The sequence below is a fragment of the Mycobacterium sp. genome (assembly GCF_035506235.1).
GTDB lineage: Bacteria > Actinomycetota > Actinomycetes > Mycobacteriales > Mycobacteriaceae > Mycobacterium.
This window is the reverse complement of record NZ_DATJPU010000317.1, coordinates 1-25,912: the sequence shown is the minus strand read 5'-3', so window position 1 is coordinate 25,912 and position 25,912 is coordinate 1. Positions and strand designations below refer to the sequence as shown.

46 protein-coding genes are annotated in these 25,912 nt (G+C 70.5%); 41 read left to right on the top strand and 5 right to left on the bottom strand.

The genetic code is table 11. The features are described 5' to 3' along the window. Positions 1-42: 42 nt before the first annotated feature. The 8 genes from VMD50_RS29525 to VMD50_RS29490 all read left to right on the top strand — a co-directional run bounded on the left by VMD50_RS29525 (position 43) and on the right by VMD50_RS29490 (position 8,998). A complete protein-coding gene (locus VMD50_RS29525) occupies positions 43-2,697 on the top strand; it encodes a phage tail tape measure protein (protein WP_325433501.1) in 2,655 nt (884 codons plus the stop codon). Continuing rightward, entirely contained in the window at positions 2,694-5,429 is a 2,736-nt protein-coding gene (locus VMD50_RS29520) for a hypothetical protein (protein ID WP_325433499.1), read from the top strand. Before VMD50_RS29525 ends, VMD50_RS29520 begins: the two co-directional genes overlap by 4 nt. 23 nt (positions 5,430-5,452) lie before the next feature. Further along, on the top strand, positions 5,453-5,881 hold the full coding sequence (locus tag VMD50_RS29515; protein WP_325433497.1) for a hypothetical protein: 429 nt from the start codon (positions 5,453-5,455) through the stop codon (positions 5,879-5,881). A 15-nt stretch (positions 5,882-5,896) separates the two neighbouring features. Further along, positions 5,897-6,859, top strand: a complete 963-nt coding sequence (locus VMD50_RS29510) for a glycoside hydrolase family 25 protein (protein ID WP_325433495.1) — start codon at positions 5,897-5,899, stop codon at positions 6,857-6,859. Between the two features lie 47 nt (positions 6,860-6,906). After that, on the top strand, positions 6,907-7,170 hold the full coding sequence (locus tag VMD50_RS29505) for a hypothetical protein (RefSeq protein WP_325433493.1): 264 nt from the start codon (positions 6,907-6,909) through the stop codon (positions 7,168-7,170). A 39-nt stretch (positions 7,171-7,209) separates the two neighbouring features. Continuing rightward, on the top strand, positions 7,210-7,428 hold the full coding sequence (locus VMD50_RS29500) for a hypothetical protein (protein ID WP_325433491.1): 219 nt from the start codon (positions 7,210-7,212) through the stop codon (positions 7,426-7,428). After that, entirely contained in the window at positions 7,425-8,402 is a 978-nt protein-coding gene (locus VMD50_RS29495) for a C1 family peptidase (RefSeq protein WP_325433489.1), read from the top strand. The genes VMD50_RS29500 and VMD50_RS29495 overlap by 4 nt, the downstream gene beginning before the upstream one ends. A 212-nt stretch (positions 8,403-8,614) precedes the next feature. Next, positions 8,615-8,998 carry a hypothetical protein gene (locus VMD50_RS29490; protein ID WP_325433487.1) on the top strand — a complete coding sequence of 128 codons (384 nt, stop codon included), beginning with the start codon at positions 8,615-8,617 and terminating at the stop codon, positions 8,996-8,998. A 59-nt stretch (positions 8,999-9,057) separates the two neighbouring features. Here the strand turns inward: VMD50_RS29490 and VMD50_RS29485 are convergent, their stop codons facing one another. The 5 genes from VMD50_RS29485 to VMD50_RS29465 form a co-directional block, all read right to left on the bottom strand. Then, a complete protein-coding gene (locus VMD50_RS29485; RefSeq protein WP_325433485.1) occupies positions 9,058-9,489 on the bottom strand; it encodes a DUF6221 family protein in 432 nt (143 codons plus the stop codon). Continuing rightward, a complete protein-coding gene (locus VMD50_RS29480; RefSeq protein WP_325433483.1) occupies positions 9,486-9,848 on the bottom strand; it encodes a hypothetical protein in 363 nt (120 codons plus the stop codon). Before VMD50_RS29480 ends, VMD50_RS29485 begins: the two co-directional genes overlap by 4 nt. Then, the gene (locus VMD50_RS29475) at positions 9,845-10,159 is read right to left on the bottom strand and encodes a hypothetical protein (protein WP_325433481.1); all 315 of its coding nucleotides are present in this window, start codon (positions 10,157-10,159) and stop codon (positions 9,845-9,847) included. The genes VMD50_RS29480 and VMD50_RS29475 overlap by 4 nt, the downstream gene beginning before the upstream one ends. After that, a complete protein-coding gene (locus tag VMD50_RS29470; protein WP_325433479.1) occupies positions 10,156-10,359 on the bottom strand; it encodes a hypothetical protein in 204 nt (67 codons plus the stop codon). The genes VMD50_RS29475 and VMD50_RS29470 overlap by 4 nt, the downstream gene beginning before the upstream one ends. Before the next feature lie 138 nt (positions 10,360-10,497). Further along, the gene (locus VMD50_RS29465) at positions 10,498-11,163 is read right to left on the bottom strand and encodes a helix-turn-helix domain-containing protein (protein ID WP_325433477.1); all 666 of its coding nucleotides are present in this window, start codon (positions 11,161-11,163) and stop codon (positions 10,498-10,500) included. Positions 11,164-11,280: 117 nt separating this feature from the next. Here VMD50_RS29465 and VMD50_RS29460 point away from each other — a divergent pair, with 117 nt between their 5' ends. From VMD50_RS29460 to VMD50_RS29300, 33 genes are all read left to right on the top strand, one after another. After that, a complete protein-coding gene (locus VMD50_RS29460; protein ID WP_325433475.1) occupies positions 11,281-11,553 on the top strand; it encodes a helix-turn-helix domain-containing protein in 273 nt (90 codons plus the stop codon). Then, complete coding sequence (locus tag VMD50_RS29455; protein WP_325433473.1) at positions 11,550-11,993, top strand: hypothetical protein; 444 nt, start codon at positions 11,550-11,552, stop codon at positions 11,991-11,993. The genes VMD50_RS29460 and VMD50_RS29455 overlap by 4 nt, the downstream gene beginning before the upstream one ends. After that, positions 11,990-12,169 (top strand): hypothetical protein, encoded by a 180-nt coding sequence (locus VMD50_RS29450; protein WP_325433471.1) that lies wholly within the window; start codon positions 11,990-11,992, stop codon positions 12,167-12,169. The genes VMD50_RS29455 and VMD50_RS29450 overlap by 4 nt, the downstream gene beginning before the upstream one ends. Then, the gene (locus VMD50_RS29445) at positions 12,166-12,348 is read left to right on the top strand and encodes a hypothetical protein (RefSeq protein ID WP_325433470.1); all 183 of its coding nucleotides are present in this window, start codon (positions 12,166-12,168) and stop codon (positions 12,346-12,348) included. Before VMD50_RS29450 ends, VMD50_RS29445 begins: the two co-directional genes overlap by 4 nt. Continuing rightward, positions 12,345-12,617 carry a hypothetical protein gene (locus tag VMD50_RS29440; RefSeq protein WP_325433467.1) on the top strand — a complete coding sequence of 91 codons (273 nt, stop codon included), beginning with the start codon at positions 12,345-12,347 and terminating at the stop codon, positions 12,615-12,617. Before VMD50_RS29445 ends, VMD50_RS29440 begins: the two co-directional genes overlap by 4 nt. Then, positions 12,614-12,772: a hypothetical protein gene (locus tag VMD50_RS29435; protein ID WP_325433465.1), complete on the top strand. Its 159-nt coding sequence runs from the start codon at positions 12,614-12,616 to the stop codon at positions 12,770-12,772. Before VMD50_RS29440 ends, VMD50_RS29435 begins: the two co-directional genes overlap by 4 nt. A gap of 87 nt (positions 12,773-12,859) precedes the next feature. Continuing rightward, positions 12,860-13,990, top strand: a complete 1,131-nt coding sequence (locus VMD50_RS29430) for a DUF6745 domain-containing protein (RefSeq protein WP_325433463.1) — start codon at positions 12,860-12,862, stop codon at positions 13,988-13,990. A 79-nt stretch (positions 13,991-14,069) separates the two neighbouring features. Further along, the gene (locus VMD50_RS29425; protein WP_325433461.1) at positions 14,070-14,405 is read left to right on the top strand and encodes a hypothetical protein; all 336 of its coding nucleotides are present in this window, start codon (positions 14,070-14,072) and stop codon (positions 14,403-14,405) included. 103 nt (positions 14,406-14,508) lie between these two features. Further along, complete coding sequence (locus tag VMD50_RS29420) at positions 14,509-15,348, top strand: hypothetical protein (RefSeq protein WP_325433459.1); 840 nt, start codon at positions 14,509-14,511, stop codon at positions 15,346-15,348. A gap of 2 nt (positions 15,349-15,350) precedes the next feature. Continuing rightward, positions 15,351-15,596: a hypothetical protein gene (locus VMD50_RS29415; protein ID WP_325433457.1), complete on the top strand. Its 246-nt coding sequence runs from the start codon at positions 15,351-15,353 to the stop codon at positions 15,594-15,596. After that, positions 15,593-16,783 (top strand): hypothetical protein, encoded by a 1,191-nt coding sequence (locus VMD50_RS29410; protein ID WP_325433455.1) that lies wholly within the window; start codon positions 15,593-15,595, stop codon positions 16,781-16,783. Before VMD50_RS29415 ends, VMD50_RS29410 begins: the two co-directional genes overlap by 4 nt. Beyond that, on the top strand, positions 16,780-17,280 hold the full coding sequence (locus tag VMD50_RS29405) for a hypothetical protein (RefSeq protein ID WP_325433453.1): 501 nt from the start codon (positions 16,780-16,782) through the stop codon (positions 17,278-17,280). The genes VMD50_RS29410 and VMD50_RS29405 overlap by 4 nt, the downstream gene beginning before the upstream one ends. Then, on the top strand, positions 17,277-17,471 hold the full coding sequence (locus VMD50_RS29400) for a hypothetical protein (protein WP_325433451.1): 195 nt from the start codon (positions 17,277-17,279) through the stop codon (positions 17,469-17,471). Before VMD50_RS29405 ends, VMD50_RS29400 begins: the two co-directional genes overlap by 4 nt. After that, positions 17,468-17,818: a WhiB family transcriptional regulator gene (locus VMD50_RS29395; protein ID WP_325433449.1), complete on the top strand. Its 351-nt coding sequence runs from the start codon at positions 17,468-17,470 to the stop codon at positions 17,816-17,818. The genes VMD50_RS29400 and VMD50_RS29395 overlap by 4 nt, the downstream gene beginning before the upstream one ends. After that, on the top strand, positions 17,815-18,249 hold the full coding sequence (locus VMD50_RS29390; protein ID WP_325433447.1) for a RusA family crossover junction endodeoxyribonuclease: 435 nt from the start codon (positions 17,815-17,817) through the stop codon (positions 18,247-18,249). The genes VMD50_RS29395 and VMD50_RS29390 overlap by 4 nt, the downstream gene beginning before the upstream one ends. Then, positions 18,246-19,025: a hypothetical protein gene (locus tag VMD50_RS29385; protein WP_325433445.1), complete on the top strand. Its 780-nt coding sequence runs from the start codon at positions 18,246-18,248 to the stop codon at positions 19,023-19,025. Before VMD50_RS29390 ends, VMD50_RS29385 begins: the two co-directional genes overlap by 4 nt. A 3-nt stretch (positions 19,026-19,028) precedes the next feature. Next, positions 19,029-19,277, top strand: coding sequence for a hypothetical protein (locus VMD50_RS29380; RefSeq protein WP_325433443.1), 249 nt, complete (start codon positions 19,029-19,031; stop codon positions 19,275-19,277). Next, a complete protein-coding gene (locus VMD50_RS29375; RefSeq protein WP_325433441.1) occupies positions 19,277-19,453 on the top strand; it encodes a hypothetical protein in 177 nt (58 codons plus the stop codon). The genes VMD50_RS29380 and VMD50_RS29375 overlap by 1 nt, the downstream gene beginning before the upstream one ends. Then, entirely contained in the window at positions 19,453-19,788 is a 336-nt protein-coding gene (locus tag VMD50_RS29370) for a hypothetical protein (RefSeq protein WP_325433439.1), read from the top strand. The genes VMD50_RS29375 and VMD50_RS29370 overlap by 1 nt, the downstream gene beginning before the upstream one ends. A gap of 3 nt (positions 19,789-19,791) precedes the next feature. Further along, a complete protein-coding gene (locus VMD50_RS29365) occupies positions 19,792-20,097 on the top strand; it encodes a hypothetical protein (RefSeq protein WP_325433437.1) in 306 nt (101 codons plus the stop codon). An 84-nt stretch (positions 20,098-20,181) separates the two neighbouring features. Continuing rightward, positions 20,182-20,679 carry a hypothetical protein gene (locus VMD50_RS29360; RefSeq protein ID WP_325433435.1) on the top strand — a complete coding sequence of 166 codons (498 nt, stop codon included), beginning with the start codon at positions 20,182-20,184 and terminating at the stop codon, positions 20,677-20,679. A gap of 92 nt (positions 20,680-20,771) precedes the next feature. Then, entirely contained in the window at positions 20,772-21,296 is a 525-nt protein-coding gene (locus tag VMD50_RS29355; RefSeq protein ID WP_325433433.1) for a hypothetical protein, read from the top strand. Beyond that, the gene (locus VMD50_RS29350; RefSeq protein ID WP_325433431.1) at positions 21,296-21,661 is read left to right on the top strand and encodes a hypothetical protein; all 366 of its coding nucleotides are present in this window, start codon (positions 21,296-21,298) and stop codon (positions 21,659-21,661) included. The genes VMD50_RS29355 and VMD50_RS29350 overlap by 1 nt, the downstream gene beginning before the upstream one ends. Beyond that, the gene (locus tag VMD50_RS29345) at positions 21,661-22,251 is read left to right on the top strand and encodes an HNH endonuclease (RefSeq protein ID WP_325433429.1); all 591 of its coding nucleotides are present in this window, start codon (positions 21,661-21,663) and stop codon (positions 22,249-22,251) included. Before VMD50_RS29350 ends, VMD50_RS29345 begins: the two co-directional genes overlap by 1 nt. 188 nt (positions 22,252-22,439) lie before the next feature. Then, a complete protein-coding gene (locus VMD50_RS29340; protein ID WP_325433427.1) occupies positions 22,440-22,880 on the top strand; it encodes a hypothetical protein in 441 nt (146 codons plus the stop codon). Beyond that, the gene (locus VMD50_RS29335; RefSeq protein WP_325433425.1) at positions 22,877-23,224 is read left to right on the top strand and encodes a hypothetical protein; all 348 of its coding nucleotides are present in this window, start codon (positions 22,877-22,879) and stop codon (positions 23,222-23,224) included. Before VMD50_RS29340 ends, VMD50_RS29335 begins: the two co-directional genes overlap by 4 nt. Further along, positions 23,221-23,439 (top strand): hypothetical protein, encoded by a 219-nt coding sequence (locus VMD50_RS29330; RefSeq protein ID WP_325433423.1) that lies wholly within the window; start codon positions 23,221-23,223, stop codon positions 23,437-23,439. The genes VMD50_RS29335 and VMD50_RS29330 overlap by 4 nt, the downstream gene beginning before the upstream one ends. A gap of 369 nt (positions 23,440-23,808) precedes the next feature. Next, positions 23,809-24,015, top strand: coding sequence for a hypothetical protein (locus VMD50_RS29325; RefSeq protein ID WP_325433421.1), 207 nt, complete (start codon positions 23,809-23,811; stop codon positions 24,013-24,015). Then, positions 24,012-24,221, top strand: coding sequence for a helix-turn-helix domain-containing protein (locus tag VMD50_RS29320; RefSeq protein WP_325433419.1), 210 nt, complete (start codon positions 24,012-24,014; stop codon positions 24,219-24,221). Before VMD50_RS29325 ends, VMD50_RS29320 begins: the two co-directional genes overlap by 4 nt. Before the next feature lie 114 nt (positions 24,222-24,335). Then, on the top strand, positions 24,336-24,749 hold the full coding sequence (locus tag VMD50_RS29315; protein ID WP_325433417.1) for a hypothetical protein: 414 nt from the start codon (positions 24,336-24,338) through the stop codon (positions 24,747-24,749). Beyond that, the gene (locus VMD50_RS29310; protein WP_325433415.1) at positions 24,746-24,919 is read left to right on the top strand and encodes a hypothetical protein; all 174 of its coding nucleotides are present in this window, start codon (positions 24,746-24,748) and stop codon (positions 24,917-24,919) included. Before VMD50_RS29315 ends, VMD50_RS29310 begins: the two co-directional genes overlap by 4 nt. After that, the gene (locus tag VMD50_RS29305; protein ID WP_325433413.1) at positions 24,916-25,059 is read left to right on the top strand and encodes a hypothetical protein; all 144 of its coding nucleotides are present in this window, start codon (positions 24,916-24,918) and stop codon (positions 25,057-25,059) included. Before VMD50_RS29310 ends, VMD50_RS29305 begins: the two co-directional genes overlap by 4 nt. Further along, a complete protein-coding gene (locus tag VMD50_RS29300) occupies positions 25,056-25,307 on the top strand; it encodes an HNH endonuclease (RefSeq protein ID WP_325433411.1) in 252 nt (83 codons plus the stop codon). The genes VMD50_RS29305 and VMD50_RS29300 overlap by 4 nt, the downstream gene beginning before the upstream one ends. Positions 25,308-25,912: the final 605 nt, after the last annotated feature.

Here is a 25,912-nt window from a genome sequence, read left to right as displayed (position 1 = left end):
CTGGCGATCCTGAACCGAGCGCATGGAGGGAGGTGAGAAGCGGTGGCCGGGAACGTCGTCAGGATCCTGATCACTACGGATTCTGCGCAGGCGCAGGCTGGTCTGGCGAAGGTGAAGGCCGAGGGCATGTCTCTCGGCAGCGTGATGAAGCTGGCCGGCGCGGGCATGGTGGTGGGGTTGGGTGTTGCGACGGTCGCGACGTTGAAGATGGCGTCGGAGTTCCAGGGCAGCATGGAGCGGATCCACACTCAGGCCGGGGTCGCGCAGGACCAGATCAAGGGCCTCGGTGACGGGGTCCTGAAGCTGGCCGGGCAGGTCGGGCAGGACCCCAACAGCCTGGCGGAGGCCCTGTACCACATCGAATCCAGCTTCGCGTCGACCGGGATCTCCGGTGAGCATGCCCTGAACCTGTTGAAGGTCGCGGCGGAGGGCGCGACCGTCGGGCACGCGAACCTCGTCGACGTCACCAACGCCCTCGACGCCGCCGTCGTCTCAGGCATTCCCGGTGTGGAGAACCTGACGTCGGCGATGGGCACCCTGAACGCGACTGTCGGCGCTGGCGATATGAACATGCAGGACCTCGCCAACGCCTTCTCCACCGGCCTGCTCGCATCGGTGAAGAGCTTCGGCCTGTCCATCACCGACGTCGGTGCCGCCTTGGCGGTGTTCGGCGACAACAACGTTCGCGGACAGACGGCGGCCACACAGCTGCGGATGGCCGTGCAGTCGCTGGCCGAGCCAGCGAAGGGCGGTGCCGCGGCTCTCGCGAAGCTTGGCCTGCAGTCGGATAGCCTCGCCAAGGACATGCAGTCCGGTGGCCTCAACGCTGCTCTCGGTGACCTGATCACGCACATGAACGCGGCGGGCATTAGCGCAGACCAGCAGGGTCAGATCATCACTGATGCGTTCGGGAAGCGGGCCGGGCAGGGCATCAACGTCCTGGTCGGTCAGTACGACCGGCTGCAGTCGAAGTACACGGACCTGGCGAAGGGCGCTACCGGGTTTCAGGACGCGTGGACGGCGACGACGCACACGCTGCAGTTTCAGTTGTCGGCGTTCGTGGACGGCGCGAAGGCCGCCGGGATCAGCCTGGGCACCGCGCTGCTGCCGGCCGTGTCGGACCTGCTGACCGTGCTGAAGCTGGGGTTCCCGATCGTTCAGGGGCTGGCGCAGGTGTTCACGGCTATCCCGGCGCCGGTCCGGGACGCCGCGCTGGCGTTGGGGGTGTTCGCGCTCGCGGCGAAGCTGCTCGGGCCGGCGCTCGCGCAGGTCGGCGCGAAGGTGAAGGAGACCGGTGCCAGCCTGGCCGGCTGGGGTAAGGGCATCACCAGCGCGGAAGGCATCACCGGGAAGTTCAAGGCGGGCCTCGGGGGTGTGGTTGGTGCGCTGGGTGGCCCGTGGGGTATCGCGATCACGGCGGGGACGACGCTGCTGGGGTTGTGGGCGGCGCACCAGCAGGAAGCCAACCAGCGGACGCAGGACTTCCGGTCTGCCCTGGAAGCGTCGGGCGGTGCGATCGACGACACGACGAAGAAGCTGGCCGCGCAGCAGCTGCAGGAGTCCGGTGCGCTCGACGCCGCGAAGCAGCTGGGGATCAACCTGGGTGATCTGACTCAGGCGGCGTTGGGGAACCGTGACGCCTGGACGAAGGTCAACGATGTGTTGTCCCAGCACAAGGACATTCAGACGTCTGTGCATGGGGCGATGAGTCAGAGCCAGCAGCAGGCGGGCAGGCTGGCTGTCGCGGCGGACAAGGTGCGTGCCGCGATCGGTGATGAGTCCGGCAGCCTGGCCGATGCGAAGTCCAAGCAGCAGGACTTGACGGCCGCGCAGGGTGAGGGCACCACCAGTTCGGGGACGCTGGCCGACGCGAACGCGAAACTGTCGCAGGCGCTGAACGACTTGTCGGATGCTCTGGACTCGTCGAAGAACGCGATGCTGGGGGCGATGGGCGCCGAGGACGCCTATTACGCGTCGGTGGATGCGGCGACGAAGGCGGTGAAGGACAACGGTAGCGGCCTGGACGTTCACACGGAGAAGGGCCGCGCGAACCGGAAAGCGTTGGAGGACCTGGTCAAGACAGGCCTGGATTACGTGAAGGGTTTGAAGGATCAGGGGGCTTCGCAGGATCAGGTGGATGCCGGTCTGCGGATGGTGGAGGGCAACTTCGTCAAGACCGCGAAGCAGATGGGGTTGACCACGGCGCAGGCTAAGGCGTTGGCGGCCCAGTTCTTCGGCGACGCAGATGCAGCGTCTTCGGCGGCTAACGACGCGTCCGCCTATGCCCGAGCACTCAAGGCGATCCCATCGACGGTGACGACCCGGATCATCGTGAATGGGGCGTCGCAGCTGGCGCAGGTGTCGTCGTCGTCGGCGAACGTGCGGGAGAACCGGACGCCCGTGCAAGGCTCGGGTGGGGTGCCGCACGCTGCCGTTGGTGGGCCGCGCGGCTCCCGCACTCTCGTCGGGGAGTACGGCCCCGAACTCGTTGATCTGCCGTACGGGTCGATGGTCCGGTCGAACCCGGACACGCAGCGGCTGATGAGCGGCGGCGGCGCCGGCAGCGAATCCGAGGTGGTGGTCCGGTTCCTCGGTGACACCGAGATCGCACGAGCCTTCGTCGAGCTGATCCGCAGGACGGTCCGGGTGTCCGGGACCCGCGACGTGCAGCTGCTGTTCGGCGGTGCCCTGTCGTGACCGTCACATGGCAGGTGCGGACCGAGCTGCAGCTGGCCGGGGTGTGGACCGACGTCAGCAGCCTGGTGTACGCCCGGGACCGGGTGGTGATGTCGCGGGGCCGCCGCTCCGAAGGATCGACCGCGGACGCGCAGGCCCTGGCGTGCACGATGAACAACCGGTCGGGGAACCTCTCGATGCGGAACCCGACCGGCACCTGGTACGGGAAGCTCACCAGGAACACCCCGATCCGGACGTCGCTGCCCGCCGCGTCGTCGTGGCTGTCCCTGACTGCGCTCGGCCGGTACGCGTCCTGTCCGGACAGTGTCCCCTTGTCCATCACGGGGGACCTGGACTTCCGGGTCGACCTGTGGGCGAACACCTGGTTCCAGGACATGGACCTGGGCGGCAAGTTCGCTACCACCGGGAATCAACGGTCGTGGGCGTTGCAGCTCAACGCGAACGGGACAGTCCGGCTGTCGACGTCACCGGACGGCACGACGGTGATCGACCACGATTCGACGGTGCCGCTGCCGATCCCCGTCTCAGGCCGGAAGGCGATCCGGGCCACCCTGCAGGTCAACAACGGGTCGGGCGGGCACACCGTCACGTTCTACACGTCGGACACGATCGGCGGGACGTGGACGCAGCTGGGCGCCGCGGTCGTCACGGCCGGCACGACCAGCTTGTTCGACTCGACGGCCACACTGCTGGCGGGCGACCTCGACGGCGGCAAGGCGTCGTTCGGGGTCGTCCGCTACTACGGGCTGCGCGTGTACCAGGGGATCGCGGGCACCCTGCGGGCCAGCCCCGATTTCACTGCGCAGGCCGACGGCGCCGCATCGTTCACCGACGCGCAAGGGAACGTGTGGACGCCCGGTGGTGGCGGCGCGCTGGTGGCGCGGGACTACCGGTTCGCTGGTGAGGTCCCGGAGTGGCCCACCCAGTGGGATGTCACGGGCACCGACGTGTACGTGCCGATCAGTGCGGCCGGCCCGATGCGGCGGCTCGGGCAGGGCGCGAAGGCGCTTAGGTCGGCGTACTACCGGGGGTGCACGTCGCCGGTGCGGCCGGTGACTGGGCTGGTCGGGTACTGGCCGATGGAGGACGGCGCGGGGTCCACGCAGTTCGCTGCGGCCGGCGTGCCGGGTGTGAGCGCGGGCGGGTGGATCGGCACCCCGAAGCTGGCCGCCGACTCTGCGTCGTTCGCTTGCTCGGCGCCGCTGTCGACGGTCGAGGACGCGATGGTGTCGTTCACGCCGGCCGGGTACACGGCCGGCGCCGGGCAGGCCCGGGTGCTGCTGTCGATCCCGGCGGCCGGGACAACGAACAACGCGGTGCTGATGCGGGTCGTCACTACCGGGTCCGCGTCCCGGTGGGAGCTGGTCTACCAGACCGGCGGGAACCTGGTCCTGAACGTGTACTCCGCGTCCGGCGCCAGCTTGTTGTCGACGGTGCCCGGCGCGTTCGGCGTCAACGGCGTGCCGCTGCGGTTGTCCCTGTCGCTGGCCCAGTCCGGCGGGAACATCAACTGGACGTTCTCCACTCTGGCGGTCGGCGGGCTGGTCGGCCTGTACACGTCGAACACCCTGGCCAGTCAGACGATGGGCTACGTGAAGCGGGTCGACCTGAACCCGTCGCGGGCCATGTCCGGGGTGACGATGGGGCATCTGACGGTGCAATCGGCGGTCACGTCGCTGTGGGACCTGAACAGCCTGCTCGTGTCGTGGGCCGGTGAGACAGCGTGCGCGCGGGTGACGCGTCTCGCCGGTGAGGAAGGGCTCGCCGTGTTGGCGATCGGCGACACCCCGAACGCTGTGCCGTTGGGCCCGCAACGGCAGGACACCCTGCTGAATATCCTGCGGGAGACCGAGACCACCGACGGCGGTGTGCTGTACGAGCTCCGCGACCAGCTCGGGTTCGGGTACCGGTCGTTGGCGTCGCTGCTGCAGCAGCCGGCCGCCCTGACCCTGAACTACACGACCGCGGACCTGTCGGCGTTCAGCCCGGTCGAGGACGACCAGGCGGTCCGCAACCAGGTGACGGCGTCCCGGCCGTCGGGGTCGTCCGCGACGGTGAGTCAGGACACCGGCACCCTGTCGACCCTGGCGCCCCCGAACGGCGTCAACGTCTACGACACCAGCGTGACCGTGAACCCGGAGTCTGATGGGTTCTTGCAGCACATCGCCGGGTGGGCTGTCCGCCTCGGAACGGTTGATGAGCCGCGGTTCCCGGCGCTCGGGTTGAACCTGGCCCGGACCAACTACACGGGCTCGCCGGCGGTGCTGGGTGCCGCGGCGGCACTGGAGCCGGGTGACCGGCTGGACGTGCTGCATCCGCCAGCGTGGATGCCGCCGGACACGATCCGCCTGCAGGTCGTCGGCTCCACAGAGGCGTTGGATCAGTACCGGCGTGAGTTGACGCTGGTGTGCCGCCCGGAGACCGCGTTCGTGCAGGTCGGCGTGTACGACGATGGCGTGTCGCGGTACAGCCCGGACGGGTCGACGTTGGCGGGGACGATGACGACGGGGGCGACGTCGGTGTCGGTGAGCTGCGGGAACTCGGTGTGGACGACGACGGATGTGCCGGTGCAGATCGTGGTGGCCGGTGAGGTGATGACGGTGGGGACGATCGCGGGTGCCGGGCCGACGCAGACGTTCTCCAACATCACCCGGTCGGTGAACGGGGTTGTGAAGGTGCACGCTGCGGGTGAGGCGGTCGCGTTGGCTTCACCGGTCTATTACGCGCTGTAGAACGAGGGACGGGAGGGGTTGGGGTGGCGCAGGTTGCGGGTGCGCTGATCAAGGCGACGGACTTCGGGTTCACCGGCCAGGAGGCCGTGATGGGCGCGAGCTACAGCGTCACCACGGTGCAGGCGGATATCGGGCTGTCTGTCACGTTCCCGACGGTGTTGGCCAACCAGCAGGCGCTGGTGTACTTGAACAGCAACCTGCAGTGCAACACGGCGGTCGCGTCCCGGTTCATGAACCTGTACTGCCTCGTCGATGGGGTTGCTGAGACGTCGACCCTGCCATGGTTGGTGAACGCGAACCAGAACGCCGCCCGCGTCCCGGGATTCAAGTCTTGGCGGGTGACGTTGGTGGCGGTCGGCTCGCACACGGTCAAGATTCAGGGGCAGACCGGCACCACGAACGGCGATTTCACTGTGGTGGGCGGCGACATCATCGTCGTCCCCTGCCTGTGAGAGAGGAGGCACGGAATGACGCTGTACGTCGTGGACGCCAGCCACTACCAGGCTGGTCTGCCGGTCGGATCGCTTGCCGCGCAAGGGTTCTCTGCGGGGATCTTCAAGGCGACCGAGGGTATCTCCTACGTGGACGCCAGCTTCGGCGCGTTCATCCAGGAGGCGCGCGCCGCCACGCTGCCGTGCGCCGCGTACCACTACCTGCACCCGACAGGCATGCCGGCGCAGGCCGCGTTGACGGCGCGGGTGGTGCCGGCTGACATCCCGGTGTGGGTGGACGTCGAGGGCGCCGCCACGCTGGACCAGGCGTACGCCTACGCTGACGCGCTGCGCGCGCTCGGCCGGCGCATCGGCGGGATCTACTCGGGGTCCCGGCCGGCGCCCGGCTACGGCGGCTGGTGGCGGGCCGCCTACCTGACCGACCCCACCGGCTATGCATCGACGACGTACGCCGCGCTCGGCGGCGACACCGGGTCGCCCTGGTCGTCCGGTTGCGACCTGTGGCAGTTCTGCCAGCACGGCCGGCTCGCCAGCTACAGCGGGGACGTGGACTTCTCGGCGTTCCGCGGCACCACGCAGCAGCTCCTGGCCCGCGGATGGTTCTGGACCCCCGCGGCACCCACACCTGACCCGACGATCCCGGAGGACAGCATGTTCGCTCAGTCCACGCACGCCAGCAGCGACGGCACGATCAGCAGCGGCGACATCTTCCAGCTCGACGCCGCCGGCCGCCGCAAGATCCCGGACCTGGCGACCTGGCGGGTCCTGCAGGCCGCGAACCCCGCGTTCGTCCAGCTGACCGGGGACCAGATCGCCGCCGGCTGGCCGCCCGCCGGCACCGCGGTCGCCACGGTCGACGAGGCGGCGCTGGCCGTCCAGCTGGAGACCGACCTCGCCCAGCACCTGGCTGGTGGTGTCGACGCGGCAGCACTGGCCGCCACCCTCGCCGCGAACCTCGCGGCACGCCTCGCGCAATGAACAACACCAACGCCCCACCACCAACCCAGCCCGGAGGGGCACCGGACGTGACGAACGACGATCTACGCATCACCCTGGCCAGGATCGAGGCCAAGCTCGACGTCACGCTCCCGGCACACTCGGAACGGCTGAACGAACATGCGCGGATCCTCGACGCCCACGACGTCCGGTTGCGGGCTGTGGAGCAGGCGGGGGCGGCCGTCAACGCGGGCACCGCGCAGGCCCGGCGCCTGCCGAACTGGGTGCCGGTGGTGGCGGCGTTCGCTGGGGTGGCCGCGGTGATCGTGGCCGCCATCGCGCTGACCAAGTAGGAAGCCCTGTACGACCGTCTCGACCTGTTGGAGGAGTCAATGCCCACCCCGAAGCTCCCGGCCACGCTGGTGGCCGTCCTGGGCGTCCTGGCGACCGTCCTGACGGCCGTCGGTGACGTGCTCCCGTCCCCGTGGCGGGGTATCGCCGCCGTGGTGCTGGCGGTGCTGACCGCGCTCGGTGTGACCGGCACGCAGATCGCGGTCCGCGCGCACGGTGAGGCGGAGTACGCGCGCGGCGCCAGCCGGCGGGCCGCATGACCGCCGTCGTGTTCCGGGCCGGCCGGCTCGCGCCGACCCCCGGCAAGCCGCGGCTGCGACTGGCCGACCACCTCGACCCAGCGACTCTGCTGGCGGTGCCGGCCGCGCAGGACTGGTGCACCGCTGCGGGCCCCTACTCGATGGCGGGCAACGACCAGTGGGGTGACTGCACGTGCGCAGAGGTCGCGCACCACGTGCAGTCTGAGGTGTGGTTCGGCGACCAGGTGCACGCGGCGTTCACCGATGGGCAGGTCCTCGGCCTGTACAGCGCGATCACGGGGTTCGACCCGAACGCAGGGCCGCCCGGGTCCAACCCGACCGACCAGGGCGCGAACATGCAGGACGTCCAGGCGTACTGGCACAAGACCGGGCTGGCCGGGCACACGACCGCCGCGTACGCCGAGGTGGACGTGCACAGCATGGACGTCGTGTGCGCCGCCATCGACCTGCTGGGCGCCATCTCGGTGGGGATCAACTTCCCGGCCTCGGCGATGGACCAGTTCAATGCCGGGCAGGACTGGGACACGGTCCCCGACGACGGCGGCATCGAAGGCGGCCACGCCATCCTCGTCGCCGGCTACGACAAGGCGGCGCAGACGTTCACGCTGGTCACCTGGGGTCGGGTGATCCGAATGACGTGGCGGTTCTGGCGGGCCTATGTGGAGGAGGCGTGGGCGCCGATCCTGGGCGCGGAGTGGGTGAACGATCGGACGAAGGTGTCTCCGGTGGGGCTGGACCTGCAGGGTCTGGGTTCGGCGTACGCCGAGCTGACCGGGAAGCCGAACCCGTTTCCGGCCCCCAACCCGGGGCCTGCTCCTGCGCCTGCTCCTGATGGTGTGGGGGTGGCTGCGCAGGCTTTGGCCGGTGACCCGCTGGTGGTCGACTGGGCCAGCCATCACCACTATGGGCGGGAGACCCGGGAGGTCGCGCGCCGGGTTCAGGCGGTGATCGCCGCGGTCCGGGCTGCTGGCTGAACCAGAGTCCAGCGCCTGACCCCTTGGTCGTGTCCGGGGCTACTCCTGGGCCCCGGGCGCGCGAGCGGCCCCCGCTGACCTTCGGGTCGGCGGGGGCCGCTTCGTCGTCTCAACACGCCGATTTCCTTGCGCACGATAACCTGTCGGTGCTACGGTTTTCTTACGCAAGAAAAACGACCAACACACAGCCCCCCCCAGGGAAGGAACCCGCAATGAACCGCGCCAACCTGTATCTCCTCCAGCTCGCAGCCGAGCATGGGATCGCTCCAGCCCGCTGCTCCAGGTGCGGCGCCTCCGGGGTCGACACCAACTGGAGCTCGCCCGGCCACGACGACGGCCGCGACGCCGACTACCTCGGCTGGCAGTGCCAGCGGTGCGGCAAGACGACCGGGCTGACCCGCCGGACGATCGTCGGCCGGGTGCCCGCCGAGGCCCGCCCGGACCGTCGGGGCCGGCCTGCTCGCGGCAGGGTGTCCGCCACCTACCGGCTCAGCCCGCGGACCCGCGACCTCGTCAAGGGCGCCGCCTCAACCGAAGGCATCGAGCAGTCCGAGCTGGTCGAGCAGATCCTCCGAGCGTCCCGCCGGCTCAGGTGATCCGCTCCCGCACGCGAGCGGCCCCCGTCCATGATGGGCGGGGGCCGCTTCGTCGTTGCTCAGACGTCCAGCCGCCAGGCGGGGTCGAAGCCCGGGTGGCCCGCGTACGGCTGGGCCATCCTCGCCAGCACCATCCGCAGCGACTTCACGATCAGGTCCCGCATCGCGATCCGCAGCTCATCCTGATCGGTCGCCTGCTCGATCAGGTTGTTGGCGAGCACGAGCTGGTAGTCGTCCAGGATGACCCGCTTGGCCGCGACGTCGGCGAGCACCCGCGCCGGATCCCAGCGGGCGATGTGCGCGGTGACCACCTGGCCCTGCTCGCCGTCGTCGAACGTCTCCAGGATCGGGTGCCCATCATCGTCGCTGACGAAGTTCCGGCCTTGCGTCTGGCTGGCTTCCCAGTCGCGGTCAAACCATCGTCGAGCCGCCCGCGCCGCCGCCTCGTCCTCGTCGAGGCGCGCCCGCAGGAACGCCACCAGGTCGCTCACGGCCGCCACTCTCCGGAGACGATGTCGTCGTAGACCCAGCGGAGCGCCCGCAGCCTGCCCAGGTGCTCGCCGAGCCTGCTGCCACGTCGGTCCCGGTTCATCAGGGCCTCAATGACAGATGTCGGCGGATCCGGGTCGACGGGGACGACGACCTGCGCCCGACGCTCGACCTCGGCCATGACCGCCGGAAGATCCGCCGCCCGGACGACAGCCCGCAGGCGAAGTTCGGCCTGCTGGACCTCGGCCGCGCGCCGGACGGCCTCCCGGCCGCCGGGCATCGCCGAGACGAACGCCGTCATGCCCACCTTGTCTGCTCCCGCCATCTCACGCAGCCGGGCCATGCTCATCGGCTCGCTCATCCGCGTGCCTCTCTCGCCTTGCGCATCTGCAGGTGGTCCAGCTCGGTGCGGGCCCGCTGCACCGCATCGTGGTAGGAGGCGACCTCGTCCTCACACTCGGCGCGGCCGGCCTCGACGCCAGCCTGCCACGACCGCCGGCACCACGACGCGATCGCGGTCTGCTCGCCCGGGTGCGACGCGCGGATCCAGTCCCGGACTTCGCGGTCCCACGCGCCGAGTGTGAAGTCGGCGAGGACGGTGTCAAGCATCTCGTCGGCCTCGGCCGAGGTGACCGGCGGGGCGACGTCGAGGGGGCCCGTCGGCGGGTTCACCGGGTCACCCCAGCTAGCGCCATGACCGCGCCCGAGACGGCGTCGTAGGCGGCGGTCTGTGCGTCCAAGAGCGGGAGCCATTCGTCGTGCGGCCGGTCCGTGTAGATGGCCCGGACGTGGGCTTCGGCGGCTTCGATGGCAGCCCGGACCAGGCGCATCAGGTCGAGCGCCTGGCTAGTCGTGATGACTGCTGCAGGCAATTCCAACGTTCGGGCGTGAGAGGGAGAATCCGGTCCGGAGTCTCCAACTCTGGTGGGTACGGTGTTCATGCGATCAGCCCCTTTCCGGCTGGTCGTGGCCCCCCGGTCGCCGGCATGCGGCCGGGGGGCACTGCTGTGTCAGCCCAGCTTGAGCCGGACCGGTCTGGTGATGTCGGCCTCCGCGTACCGGATGACCCCGCGGTGGGAGACCTCGATCCCGTAGAAGCCCTTCCCGGCCGGGACACCCGGCACGGTGAACGCGAACATACAGTCGGTCCGCGACGGCAGGGATGACGCCGCCGGGGTACCGGCCTGGAGCTGGCCGAGGGCCACAGTCACACCGTTCGCGTCGGAGATCGTGACCTGCGCCCCGATCTCGATGTCTGCATATCCGCCGCTGGGGAAGCAGCTGCTGTCCATGGCCGGGACGTCGGCCACGGTCAGGTCACCCGACACGGTGAAGGTGGCCGGCATCGGCGGTGTGCTCGCCGCGGCCGACGCTCCTCCACATCCGGCCAGGAGCAGGCAGGCGGCGATGAGCGACGGCGTACGCATGGCGTCCTCCCGTGACGGCGTGACCTGCCGATCACGGTACGCCGTCATGGCGGCCAGCCGCTCGGTCTCGTCGAGGCTGATGGGCTGGAGTCCGCGCAGCTTGGCCGACATCTGCGGCTGGGACAGGCCGAGAGCCCGACCGAGCTGGGCCTGTGTCATCTGCCGCCGCGCGCGCCAGGCGCGCACCTCTGCGGCCACTCGGAACCGTAGGGGGTTCGCGGTGCCCCCTGACACCTCGGGTGTCGCCATGCCGATGACAGTACCGAGAAAACCGATACCTGACAAGGGTGGACCGATAGCCAGGCGACACGCCCGGGAATTTTCAAAGCTTGACGGGGCGTCGATAATCTCGATAGACCATACCCCATGACCACTACCCCATCCACCGAGGTCACTACCAACGACCTCATCCGTGGGGCGATGGCGCTGCGCGGCTACGTCCAGCGTGACCTGGCCAAGGTTCTCGGCGTCACCCAGCCGCAGGCATCGGCCCGGCTCACGGGCCGCCAGGACTGGGCGCTCGGCGAGATCCGCAAGGTCGCCGCGTGGCTCCGCATCGACGTCGCCGCCCTCGTCTCCGCTCAGCCGGACTTCGCCGCCCTCGTCGCCACCGACACCGCCCCGGCCGGTGCCGCGTGAAGGGCACCTACGAGCGGACCGCCGACGGCCGCACCCGCTACATCCCGCCCGCCGGCTCCCGCGGCGTCGACCGCGTCCCCGCCCGCCTCCGCGACCTCGCGCCGTCGGTCGCCGTCGACGAACTGCTGGTGCCCGCCCCCGGGCTGTCCGGCGGCCGCGTCCTCACCCGCCGCGTCGACCCCGGCGCCCGACCCGAATGGCACCCCAAGGTCGGCGTCACCCGAACCGCCCGCGCCGTCCACCGGACGCAGGCCCGCCAGCAGGCTGACGCCGATCACAACCGCCTCCGCCAAATCGCGGCCATCCGCACCTACGCCGCGGCGATCCTGGCCAGTCCGAAGGACGTCGCCGACGTCGTCCGCCTGCTCGGCCCCACCGACGCCGCCTGGGCGCTCCGCGTCCGCGTCGAAGACCTCGCCGACCTGGCCGGTGCAGCATGAGCGCCTCGGACCAGCTGACCCTGCTCCTCACCGGCGCCCTCGCCGTCCTCGGCCTCATCGGCACCGCCCTCACCCCAACCCTCGTCGACGCGTGGCTGCAACGCCGGATGGTCGTCCGGCACACCCGGCAGCGCCGGCACCTCGCAGGCGTGCACCGGTCGGGGTGGAGGCCGTGACCACCGCCCGCCTCGACCCGCAGCCCTGCCCCCGCTGCCGCCTCCACGTCACCCCGGTCACGCACCCGACCCCGCGCTGCGACAGCCCCTGCTGCCCGTGGCGGCGCTGCGGCGACCACTTCATCTCCCCCTTCGGCCGGATGATCGCCAACCCCGCGGCCCGAGGCGGCACCCGATGAGATCCCCACTCGCCGCCGTCGCCCCCGTCACCAGCCTGCCCACACCTCGCGGCCGCTGCCTGCACTGCGACCGCCGCATCCTGACCCGCCACTACCGCATCCTCATCGACCGCCACGAGGGCCCACTGATCCTCCACGAACGGTGCGTCCACCCCATCCGGATCACCCGCCGCGGACGCCTCATCGCCGACCTCGCCGGCGCAGCCTTCCTCACACCCGTCGTGATCGCCGCGATCTGGCTGGCGTGGGCCGCATGGGGCAACCAGTGAGGAGGACCCGCACCGTCACCTCGGTGCTCCTGCTCGCCGCGATCGGCGCCTTCATCGTGCTCGCGCTCGCCGGGTGCGGCCCCGACGGCGGAGCCAGCAAGAGCGACTGGTGCCAGATCCCCAACGCCCACGGCTGCCCCACCACCAGCCCCTAGAACTGGCGGCCCCCGCCGCCGTGACCCGGCGACGAGGGGCCGCCCACCACCACCCGACTACCCGCAGCACAGAAAGGACCAACCCCCATGCCACGCATCACCAGCCTCACCCCCGAACAGGAAGCCCTCCTGCCCGTCATCCGCGACAAGTGGCTCACCATCGGCCTATCCACCGGCACACCCGACAAGGCCGCCGCCGAGGCAGCCCTCGCCGACGTCTACCGGACCGGCGGCCTCCAGCCACCCCGGTTCGTCATCTGGCTCGACTCGCCCTGGGCCGGCGTCCTCGGCAGGTGCTACGCACCCGAGATCGTCGGCCAGGTGGGCGGCCAGGTGTACGGCCAGGTGGACGGCCAGGTGGGCGGCCAGGTGGACGGCCAGGTGTACGACCAGGTGGACGGCCAGGTGTACGGCCAGGTGGGCGGCCAGGTGGGCGGCCAGGTGCGCGGCCAGGTGCGCGGCCAGGTGCGCGGCCAGGTGGACGGCCAGGTGCGCGGCCAGGTGGACGGCCAGGTGCGCGACCAGGTGTACGACCAGGTGCGCGACCAGGTGTACGACCAGGTGGACGGCCAGGTGTACGGCCAGGTGCGCGACCAGGTGCGCGGCCAGGTGCGCGACCAGGTGGACGGCCAGGTGCGCGGCCAGGTGTACGGCCAGGTGCGCGACCAGGTGTACGACCAGGTGCGCGACCAGGTGCGCGGCCAGGTGTACGGCCAGGTGCGCGGCCAGGTGCGCGACCAGGTGGGCGACCAGGTGCGCGGCCAGGTGGACGACCAGGTGCCCGACCAGGTGTACGACCAGGTGCCCGACCAGGTGGGCGACCAGGTGGACTCGAGCACCATCCGCGAACGCCTCACCGGCTGGTGGCAGGGCCTCATGGGGGGCCAATGGAACGCCGGGTACTACTCCTGGCTCGACGCGCACGAGCAGATCGGCGTGACCGGCCTTGAACCGATCCACCCACAGCAGGCATTGGCCAGTGCCGGTGTCGGCTACTACTGGGTGTTCCGCGACTTCGCCATCCTCACCCCGCGATCGTTGACGTTGCACCGGGATCAGCAGGGCCGCCTGCACTGCGAGGACGGCCCGGCGATGGTGTGGCCGGACGGATGGGCGATCTACGCATGGCACGGGACGCGTATTCCGGCGGACATGGTGACCGGTCCCGGTTGGGATGCGACCCGGATCATGGGGGAGTGGCGCGCCGTCGCCGATTGAGCCCCTACAAAGCCGTGCTGCCCCCGAGCTTCACAGCCTGGGGGCAGCACGGGAACTACCCGCACAAGGAGCATCCCACATGACCGCGACCCGTGAGGCCCGCCGCCGGGCCCGCACGCTCGACAGCATCCGCACCATGGCCCTTGACGCGACCGCCGCGATCGAGGGCGCCAGGATCGCCGACCCCCTCACCGGCCCCCGCCCCCGGCACGTCTTCGACGCAGAGGCTGAGCCGATCTACGCGCAGCTGGTCGCCGAGCTGGGTGTGCCCGGCCAGGACATCGACCCGGGCCCGGTCGTCGTCGGCGAGCTGGCGACCGCCGCGATCGACATGACCGCCCTGCTCACCGACGACGCCGAGCCCGAGCTGGACGACGCGCCGCCGACCACGTGCATCGCCGTCAGGGGCCGGTGATGGGCGACCTGACGTGGTCCTGCGCGGAGCTGGGGATGCATGGCGACCGCTGCTCCCGGCCCCTCACCTGCCAGTGCTCGTGCCACCGCCGGGACGGTGGCCGGTGACCACCTACGCCGAGCGCCTCGCTGAACTCAAGGCCAAGAGCCGGTACGCGGCGCCGATCCGCCGCAAGGACACCGCGAAGGGCCACTACTACCGCGCCGACGACGGCACCCGCGTCCCTGGCGTCACCACCCTCATCAGCGACGGCGTCCCCAAGCCGGCCCTCATCAACTGGGCCGCCAACGTCACCGCCGAGGGCGCCGTCGACCAGTGGGACGACCTCGGTGCGCTCCCGCCCGCGCAGCGCCTGAAGACCCTGCAGGGCCTGCGGTACGCCGAGAAGGACAAGGCGGCGAAGCGCGGCACGGAGGTGCACCGGGCCGCCGAGAAACTCCTTGCCGGGCAAGAGGTCCAGGTCCCGGAGGAGATCGCCGGGCACGTCGAGGCCTACTCGCGGTTCCTCGACGACTTCAAGGTTGAGCCGGTGCACGTCGAGTTCTCCTGCGTCTCCTACCGGTGGGGATACGCGGGGACCGCGGACCTGTGCGCGTACGCCGTGCTGCCCGAGCAGGGCCGCAAGCTGCTGATCTGGGACCTGAAGACGTCCCGGTCCGGGATCTTCGGTGAGACCGCACTGCAGCTCGCCGCGTACCGGTACGCCGACGTCTGGGTCGTCGACGGCCGCGAGGTCGAACCCGCCGCGTGCGACTTCGCCGCCGGCATCCACGTCCGCGCCGACGGCTACGACGTCCTGCCGGTCGAGGCGGACGAGCTGCAGCACAAGGCATTCCTGTACGCCGCGAAGGTCGCCGAATGGTCCAAGGCCAGCCGTGACCTCGTCGGCCCGCCTGTCATGGCGCCCACGTTGTCCACGTTCCGACTGGTGCGTGAGTCGTGATCGTGGCCGCAAACACCAACCTGCAGCAGCAGATCGACGCCGTCCTGCTGATCCACCGGCCGTGCCACACGGCGGATACCCAGCCCTGGGACTGCAACCGTCACGCCTGCCCCGGTTGCGGGCGACCGACCCAGTTCGACCAGGCGGTGTGCGTCGAGTGCAGCTACGACGACCGCGACATCCCTTACCCCTGCCCGACCGCACGCACCCTCGGCGTGCCCGCCCCTGAGGAGAGCAAGACCTCGTGACCGTCGACACCGTCGCCACCGCCACCAGCCCGACCGCCGCGCTCGCCCCGCTGGCCACCGCCGGCGCCGCCCTCCCGGACGGCCTGTCCAAGCTGCGCGAGTGGGCCAGCGCCGCCACCTCCGCCGCCCAGCTCGTCACTCCCCTCGTCGACACCCCGTTCGTCCCGGACTCCTACCGGCCCAAGGTCGACCCCCGTGCCACCACCGAAGAGAAGGCCGCAGCCCGGCAGGTCGCCGTCGCCTCCGCCACCGCCGCCGTGCTGCAGGGCATCAGCCTCGGTCTCGACCCACTCGTGTCCCTGCAGCAGATCTACGTCGTGCACGGCCGGCCCGGCATGTACGCCCGCATCAAGGTCGCGTTGGTCATCGCCGCCGGCCATGAGATCTGGACCGACGACCTGACCGACACCCGCGCCGTCGTGGCCGGCCGACGCCGGGGCTCCGAGGTCGTCGAGCGGGTCACCGTGACGATGGATCAGGCGCGGCGGGCCGGGTGGACGAAGAACGAGACCTACGCGAAGACCCCGGCGGACATGCTGTACGCCCGCGCGGCGTCGCGGGTGTGCGACCGGATCGCGCCCGACGTCCTGATGGGCATCGCGTCGGTCGAGGACATCCAAGACGAGGCGGCCAGCGAGGCGCCAGGTGCCGCGCAGCGCACGATCCGCCCGCCCAGGGCCCGAGTCACCGCCCAGGTCACCACGGCCCCGCAGCCGGGCGCCCAGCCCGCTGCAGCGGCCACCGGCGACGACCTGCTCGGGTACGACGAGGCCGCCTCATTGCCGGTCGCGAATCAGGAAGTGGCCGCGCCGCAGCCGCTCGACCCGGCCCAGTGGCGAAAGATCAATGCCCGGTTCGTCGAACTGGAGGTCGTCGGCGAGGGCCAGCAGGCCGCCCGGCTGCGCGTCATCAGGCACATCGTCGGCCGGCCCATCAGCCGCGGCGGTGAGCTGACCGCCGATGAGGGGCAGTTGGTGCTGGACAACCTCGCCGGGGACGCCGGGTACGTCGTGCTCGGGCAGGCCCTGGACCGGCCGGGAACTTCACACTCCGCGGAGGTTCCCGCGGCAGGAACTTCGCACCCGAGCGAAGTTCGCGACGAGCTGCTCGGCGACGCCGACCCCGACGCGGACGGCGCCTACGACCCGAGCATGGAGCCCGGGTTCGGGCAGGACCCCGAACTGTGACCGGCCTCGCCGTCCTCGACGGCATCCGCGTCGAGACCGACCACCGCCCCGATCATCTCGGCCGCTGGGTCGACCTTGCGTGGCGGGCAACCGGCCCAGCCGGGTCGGTGCAGTTCACCGTCACCCGCTACCCGCCCGGCACCGCCATGCACGAGCACGCCAGCCAGTTCCGGGACTTGTACAGCTGGGACCGCGACGGCAGCGCCTGGCACGCCTCCGACGTCGGCTACCACTCCCCGACGCCCCGCTACGACGGGCAGGAGCCGTTCTCCGACTCCTGCACCGTGCTCGGCGGTGTCTGCTATTACGACGGGTCGGGGCTGCGCGCATCGGAATGGGCGTCGGATCTCGTCTGGCTAACGGAAACCGAACGCTGGCAGAGGATCTCGGTGCGGCTGCGCTCGTTCTACCGGGAGTGCTTCGACGGCGAGATGGCGATCGTGTCGCCTATGACGGCGCTGATCTACCTGATGCAGAGGGCGGGGGCGGCGTCGTGACCGGCCGCATCCTCGGCTACGCCGTCGCGTTCACCGACTACCACGCGCCCGGCATCGCCCACGACCTCAAGGGCGAGCACACCTGCATGGAATACGCGGGCGAGTTGGCCCGGACCGTCGACGAGGCGAAGGTCTACTGCACCCGGCCCGGCGATTTCGTCGTCGCCGTCTGCGAGGTGAGCGAGCCGTGAGCACGGCGATCCTGGGGCGGTCCCTGCCACAGCGGCGTCCGGTGGGGGACCGGGAGTGGATGGTCCGGGCGGCCTGCCGTCGCGTGGACCCTCGGTGGTTCTCGATGGACCGGTTCACGCACGACCGGTCGATCCGCGGCACGAACCGGTGCCGGGTCAACTGCCAGCTGTGCCGGGCCATCCGAATCTGCCACGCCTGCCCCGTCATCGCCGACTGCCGGGCCTACATCGAGGCCACGGAGCCTACGGAGCGGATCCTCCGCGACGGCGTGTGGGCCGCGACCACCCCCGGGCAACGGCACGCCGCCTGGGAGGCCACCCGCACGGCCACGGACGTCGCGTCGTGACCGGCATCGAGTTCTTCGTCCACGGCAGCCCGGCCACCCAAGGCTCCAAGACCGGGTATGTCCGCGGCGGCCGAGCCATCGTCGTCGACCTGAACCCGGCCACGCTCAAGCCGTGGCGGGAAGCGATCAGACAGACCGCGCTCGCAGCCGTGCCCGACGGGTGGCTGCCGTTGGAAGGCCCCGTCAGCGTCCTGATCGACTTCCGGCTCAAGCGGCCCGCGTCGCACCCGCGGCGCCGCACCTGGCCGACCGGCGCCCGCTCCGGAGACATCGACAAGCTGGCCCGCGCCTGCCTCGACGCATTGACGGACGCCGGGATCTTCGGCGACGACGCGCAGGTCACGAACCTGCACGCCTGCAAGGACTACGCCACCGACGGGCGTATCGGCGCCCGCATCACCGTTGCGACAGAAGGGGATCCGCTGCTGTGACCGTCACCACCGAACTGGAGATCGAGGTTCCGATCGCCGCGTTTCACGCCGCGGTCCGCTCAGTCCTGCCGCACGCCGAACGGCCCAAGCTCGGATCCGACCCGGGCGACCAGCCGCTCGCCCGGGTCCGGATCGTCGCCGCCGCCACCGAACTGCACCTGATGGCCACCAACGGTCACACCGGCGCCCTCGCCGCCGTCGCCATCGTCGAAGGGTCCGACTCCCGCGGCATCCGGTTCGCCGTCGAGGACGGCCCCTACATCGCCGACATCCACCCGAAGATGCTGCGGCAGCTCCGCGACGGCGTCACCGCGCAGAAGGTCGACGGCGACCTCACCGGAAGCGCGCGGCTGCTGTTCTCCCCGACCGTGACGGGCGGCGACGGAGGCCGCGTCACCGTCACCGACGTCGACGGCCTGTGGGAAGGATCCGAGACCACCCGGACGCTGCTGCCGATCGTCGACCGGTTCCCTGACCTGGCTGGGCTGCTCGCGAAGTCGCTGCGGGAGGCCGAGGGCACGTACAAGCCCCTCGTCACCGACGGCGTGCATCTCGCCGCTTTCCAGGCCGCCAGCCGGGCCTACGATGCGCCGCTGCAGTGCGAGCCGATCGGCACCGCAGACCAGCGCGGCTGGATCATCCTGTGTGGCCCCGACTTCGCCGGGTACATCTCCGGCGGCCACCACGACGACGACTCGATGAAGCGCCGCGACCGGTGGCGCCGCACGCACATGGCCCGCCTCGGGCTCGGCGGCGACCTCGCCTCGGTGGGCTGACCCATGGCCACCGGAGCTGAGCACTACCTCGCCGCGCAGCGCCTGCTGTCCAGCGCAGCCCTGGACGACGCCGAGACCGTCTATGAGGCCGACGCCGCGCTCATGCTGGCCGCGTCGCAGGTCCACGCGACCCTCGCGTTGGCCGGCGCCATTGGCGTCAGCATGCCCAGCACGATCGACGGCGAGACCGCGATGCGCGCGGTCGACATCACCGAGTGGATCGAGGCCGCCGGGGCGAAAGGGGAGGACTGATGGACGTCGTGAAGGTGGCGACCGACAAGGTCCAGATCACCCTCAACGTCGAAGAGGCCGCCACCCTCGCGGCCACCATCCACGCCATCGGCGCACCCATCAGCCCCTGGGCCAGAACCCAAGCCGTCCGCATCCTGACGCCCCTCGCGGACGCCATCTTCAAGGAGTTCACCTGATGACCAGCCCCTACCCGCGCCCGGTCGAGGTGCAGATCCGGGCCAACACGCGGCCCCTCGTCGAGGCCCTCGACACCCTGTCCGAGGCCTTCGGCAAGGTGTCCGAGGTGCTCGCCGAGGCCCGCGACGCCTTCCAGCAGCTCGACAACGCCGCCGAAAGCGACGGCACAACGTACGTCCTGACCTGCGCGCAGTGCGGCACCCGCACGGGCGAGCTCACCGAGTCCATCCACGGGCCTCTCTGCCCGCAGTGCGCGCATCGGCAGAACGAGCACGACGAGCCCGGATACGGCCTGGCGCCCAGCACGTACGGGTTCATCGACGAGACGGAGTAGCCGGTGCCCAACCCGCTGCAGGAGATCACCGCCGTCCGGCGGCGTCACGACCAGGCCCGCGGCCGCGCATCCGTCGAGCTGGCCGACGCCGGCTCCCGGTTGTGGCTCGTCGCACTCGGCGCCGACTTCGGCCGGCTCGTCGCGTCCCTCGGCAGCCTCGAAGAGACCGCGAACGAGGACACCGCAACCGACCCACGGGACGCCCTGCTCGCCCTCCTGGCCGACGGCATGGCGTTCCTGCACGCCATGGACGAGCGGCCCGGCCACGCCGTGCAGGCCGGGTTGTTGGAGCTGTATCGGGCGAGATGACGACGTTGCCGGGCTCGGCAGGTCACCGCCCGGCGCGGCTGGTCACGGCAAGGCATGGGCAACATCCACTGGGAGGAACCAGGAGTGCTGAACATCGAGATCGAGATCGTTGGCCTGACGCCGCTACTGATGCACGCAGACACGCTCGCTGATCCGCTTGCCGAGGAGACGAAGGCGTTCAAGCGGGTCTCATCGAAGCGCACGAAGACCGACGCCGATCATGAGGAGATGGCCCGCCAGGAGTACCAGGCTGGGCTGTACCTGGACGGCGACGGCCGGGTGGTCATCCCGAACCGCAACATCATGAAATGCCTGATCGAGGGCGCCCGGATTACGAAGTCTGGCGTGAAGGTCGAACGTGGCTTCACGGTGACGGCGGCAGAGTTCCCGCTGATCTACGACGGGCCCTCGACGGCTGAAGGGTTGTATGCCGACAAGCGGTTTGTGTCGCGGATGACCGTGAAAGTCGGGCCGTCCCAAGGCCGACCATCGCTCCCGCGTTCGCGGCGATGTCGGCCAACTCATCCAGCGACAGCACCGCCGGATCCACCAGCGCCGTGGCGGTCAGACCCCAGCTCGTGAACTTCGGCCGGCACCGAACGTTCCGTCCTAGCGCGACATGGCATCGACGTCCTCGGACGCCGCACCATCGACGGCGAGATCGAGCCGAAGGCATGACAGACCAGGTGCCGGGGCGTCAACGCCACCCGGGCGCGCGAGGCATGGGCGCCGCACCGGGAACGAAGGACAGCACCCCGACAGCGGACCACGTTCCCGCCGCCGCTGCCCTGCGCCCTGGCACCCTCCACAACACCGCCACCTGCACCGGCCCCACCTGCGGGCAGACGATTCGTTGGGCAGTCACCCGCGAAGGCCGACGCCTGCCCCTCAACCCCGACCCCGACCCGGCCGGGAACGTCGTGATCGAAATCAATCACCGCGGTGAGGTCCGCGCCAGGGTGCTCACCGGCCCCGAACTGCCGGCGCAGGGTGAGGCGTGGATGCCGCACTGGAAGACCTGCGTCGACTCCCCGGTCTTCAAGCGGATCCAACACGCCACCGCACCCCGCTGCCGTGCCTGCCGCGGCGTCCTCGACCCCTGGCTCGTCACCAACGGCTGGCACTACCACGTGCTGTGCGCGCCACCCGCCGACTTCCGGGCACACGTGCAAGCACTGCGAGAGAAGAGGACCGCCTGATGCGCACCTACGGCACCGCGGGCTACGTCGTGGCCGCCCGCGGCACAGTCGACATCCCCCTGGCGCCACGACCCATCACCAGCCGACCCCCACACGCACCCGTCATCCAACTCGCCGACCCCGAACCATCAACACCCCCGCCATCACCACCACCAGCACCAGCCGCGACCACGCCGAGCCGCCCAGGACGCCGCAACGTCACCCTCGCACGCCAACGCCTCGCCGCCGGCGCCACCGCTGGTCCCCGCGGCGGCGCTGTACACGGCACCGCCGGCTACTCCGCCGGATGCCGCTGCCAGGTCTGCGTCGAAGCGAAACGCGACTACGGCCGCCGATACCGCGCGGCACGACAGGAGCGCAGCTGATGCGGCCGAAGTCGCTGGGCCCGTACGCGCCACTGGCGGCCGGGTACTACCTCGACGACGCCCTGCTCGAAGCCGGAGAACGCGCCGAAGTGCTGTTCACCCGAGCACTTGCGTTCTCCTCCAACGCATCCGCCGACGGGTTCCTCACCGACCGGCAGGTCGTGGCCATCGGGATCGGGATGCGGGATGCCTCGAAGCGGGCGGCGCGGCTGGTCGAGGTCGGCCTCTGGGAACGCGTGGATGGCGGCTACCAGATCCGGTCGTGGCTGAAGTGGAACCGGTCGGCCGAGGAGATCGGGCAGGCGTTGAAGCGGGACCGAGAGCGGAAGGCCGCGTTGACCGATGCCGTGCGGCAGACCATCTACGAACGCGACGGGAACCGCTGCGCGTACTGCAGCTCAACCGAGGACCTGTGTGTTGACCACATCAAGCCGATCAGCCTCGGCGGAGGCCACGAGGTGCTGAACCTGCAGACGCTGTGCCAGCCCTGCAACTTCCGCAAGGGCGCGAAGGACGCCACGGGAATGACTCCCGACGTGGCGCGCAAGACCTTCGGGATCGACTACGGGATGCCCAGGGGATTCCTGTGACAACTCCCGTAGCTCTTCCTGTGTCGTTCCAACGGGAATCCCGTGTCGTTCCCGTCTCGCGCGCGCAATTCACTCCAATCCACTACACGTCACTCCACTCCACGGCACGGCAGTTCCGTCGTGGAGACATCAAGATCAATCGTCACTTCCGTAACGCGCGGCGAGCGCGACGACTGGAGTTGATCCACATGCTGACCGACAACGAACTCACCCGCCTCGCCGACATGGCCGCCGCCCTACGCCCCGACTGGCACGCCCGGTCCGTCCGCGCCTACCTCGCCAAGAGCGCCCACGCCCGCCGCGCCTACGCCGACGTCGCGCTCGCCCTGTGCGCCGTCGCCGTCGACCCCAAGGCCGACACCCCCGCACGCCTCGACCAGCACGGCCCCTGGTGGGCACTTCACCGCGCACTCACCGGCAGCGACGTCCCCGACGTCGGTCCCGGCCGTGGCGTCCAGCGCTGCACCAAGGTCGGCCACGAACACGAACCGGCCACCGCCTGCCGCTGGTGCCGCTCCGAGGCCATCGCCATCCCCGACGAGCGCTACGACCTCACCAGCATCGAGAGCGAACGCGTCACCAGCCGAAGCGAACTCCGCACCCGCGCACGCCTGGCGGCCGGCCAGTGACCGCCGTCGTGGCTGTCCCGTACGCCGAGGACGGCCTGTTCCCGCCCTGCCCGATCCCCGGCTGCCGAGGCATCACCGACGTCGACGGCGAACCCTGCGCCGGCTGCCGCGACCTGTTCGGCCAGTACTTCACCCGCGAACCCGGTGTTCCCAAGCCGACCACTGCCGAGATCGCCGACCGGGACCGCGCTGTCGCCGAGATCTACCGCGAGCGCCGCCAGCTGGCCGCGGCCAAGCCCGAGCGGCGCGCCAACCAGACGTGCTGGTGCTGCGAGGAACGGCACACCTGCACCCGCAACGACCGCGGCCTGTGGGAATGCGACACCTGCGCGGGCATCTCGTGACCGCCCCGCGCACGTCGCCCGAGGGCATCCCGCTGCCGCCCCGGGTCACGTCCATCACCGCGACCACAGCCACCTCCCGCGGCCGCCACCGCGACATCCACAAGGTCGCCTGGCTCCCCACCGAGGGCTGGTGGTGCGACTGCGCCCGCTGGACCGCCCGCACCTCCTGCGACCACGTCCGCGCCGTCCAACACCTCACCCAGGAGACACCATGACCGACCAGACCACCCGCCAGACGCCGCACGCTGCCGCTGGAGCCGCGAACAGCCCTGACCCGGCACTGGGGAACCCCCAGCAGCTGCGAGCCGCTCACAGAGCCGCTGACGCCCTCCGAGCCTGGCGGGAAGCAGGCGGCGAACGCGGCCCCGTCCTCGACCCGCTCGCCAAGGCCGCCGCCAACCCCGCCGCGCCCTCGCCATCGCCGCCAAGTGCTATGACTGCCAGGGCGGCGACGCTGACCCCGGATGGCGGTGGCGCATCGGCAACTGCGACGCCCCCTGCCCGCTCGTGCCCGTCCGCCCCTACCAGCACCTCGCCGGCACGCCAGCCCCGGCCGCGATCGCCGACCACGCCGAGGCGACAGCATGACCCCCGAGGTCGGCCAGGTGTGGGAACAGAGGTCCACCGCCGCCATGCGCGCCGAGAACGTCACCCGCACCGTCCGGATCGTCCACGTCGACGGGCCCGGCGGCTTCGTCCAGGTCGTGCCCGCCGAGGGAAAGGGCCGCATGTCCCACATCCGCCATGCCCAGTTCCTGCGGCGCTTCACCCGGCGCGAGGCGACGTCGTGAGCGCCAAGCCAGCCGAGGCCGCCGCGATGATCGAAGCTCTCCCGGCACTACTGCAGGCGACACGGCAGGCGCGCGGCCTGTCCCTGCGTGAGGCCGCCCAACGTATCGGCGTCGGCCACATCACCCTGCTACGCACCGAGCAGGGTGAGCTGCCCAACGCCCGCAACGCCGCGAAGATGCTCCGCTGGATCGGCGGCACCCGATGACCCCGGCGCCTCAGTGCCCGCGCAGCCCAGGGCACGCCGTCATCTGGACGCCAGCCCTCGCCACGCTGCCGCCCGGCTGGTGGCAGCGCAACCGCCAGGAGAAGCCATGCCCCGATGCTCCCCGGCGAGACCCCGGACGCCTACACGGACCGGCTCACCGGAGCCGACCGCACCAACCGCCGCCCCTACGACCACCGGCGGAACCGGCAATGCTCCATCGGCTACCACGACGAATGCTCCGACCCGGTGGGCGAGACCTGCGAGTGTCCGTGCCACATGACCCCGCCCGGCACGCCCCGCCACGACGACCCGCGCCCGTTCCTGCTAGTCCGGGACGAGGACGTCACCGGCGTGTCAGGGACTGGTGTCGTCGCCCAAGGCGTCGAATTCGCTGACGGCGTCGTCGCCCTCCGCTGGCTCAGCGAGTGGCCAACCTCGGTCGTCTTCCACGACGAGGGGATCCGCTCCGTGGAGACCGTCCACGGGCATGGCGGGAAGACCCGCATCGTCTGGGTTGGCCAGCCATGACCACCACCGCGGCCGCCATCGTCACCGTCGCCACCATCACCCTCGCAGGCGCCATCGTCCTGGCCCGGCTCCTACGCGACCTCCGCGACCTCCACCACCAGATCGACCCCGACCACACCCGCCACGCCTGGCACGACATGTCCCACGGCCACGCACTGGAGAACCGGTGAGCCTGTTCATCAACTGGCACATCGCCACACCAATCATCACCGCAACCTTCTACACAGAAGGCGCCCGCTGCGCCTACAACCTGGTGGTGACAGCCCTCGACTGGCGCGACACGCGCCGCTGGCGGAAGGCCCACCCATGAACGACTGGACCGGCGGATCCACCCGCGCCTGGCGGAAACTCCGCACCCAAATCCTCCGCCGCGACGGCCACCGCTGCCGCCTCCAACTCCCCGGCTGCACAACCATCGCCGACTGCGTCCACCACCTCGACGGCAAAACCCGCGGAGACAATCCCGACCGCCTCATCGCCTCCTGCACACGCTGCAACCTGCAGGTCGGCGAACCCACCCACCACGACCCAGCCCCCCAACCCAGGACCGAATGGTGACCATCACCCTCACCTGCACCAACAACTACTGCAGCAGCCACGGCACCCAACACACCATGGAAACCAGCCGACAGGCCCAGCCATGACCGACCACATCACCGCCGCCTACAACCAAGGCTGGCGCGACCGCGACGCACTCAACGACCCCGGCCCCATCGAACCCGGACCAGCAGCCCAAGGCATGCCGAGCCGCCTGGGCCACACGCGCCCGCAACCAACGACGCACCACCACACCCAAGGAACCACGATGACCAACACGCGCCGCACCAGCCGCCGGCCACCAACCACCACCACCGAGCAGCAGCACAACCCAACCCCAGCCGAACCCACCACCCCAACCACCACTCGCAGCCCACTCACAGACTCGGCACCCACCCGCGCATGGCCAGCGCTCAGCCCCGAACAAGAGGCCTACCTCCAGGCCCTCGCACCCCATCCCACTGACCCGAAACAGTCACCCAATGTCACTGCATAGGTATGCAGGCACCCCGCATCGGCATGCATGGTTATGCATCGCGTTGTGTCGCTATGCACCCCGGAAACCAGGGCAGAAACGGACATAGGGGTATGGGGGGTCGACACGTACGAAACGGACATACGGACAG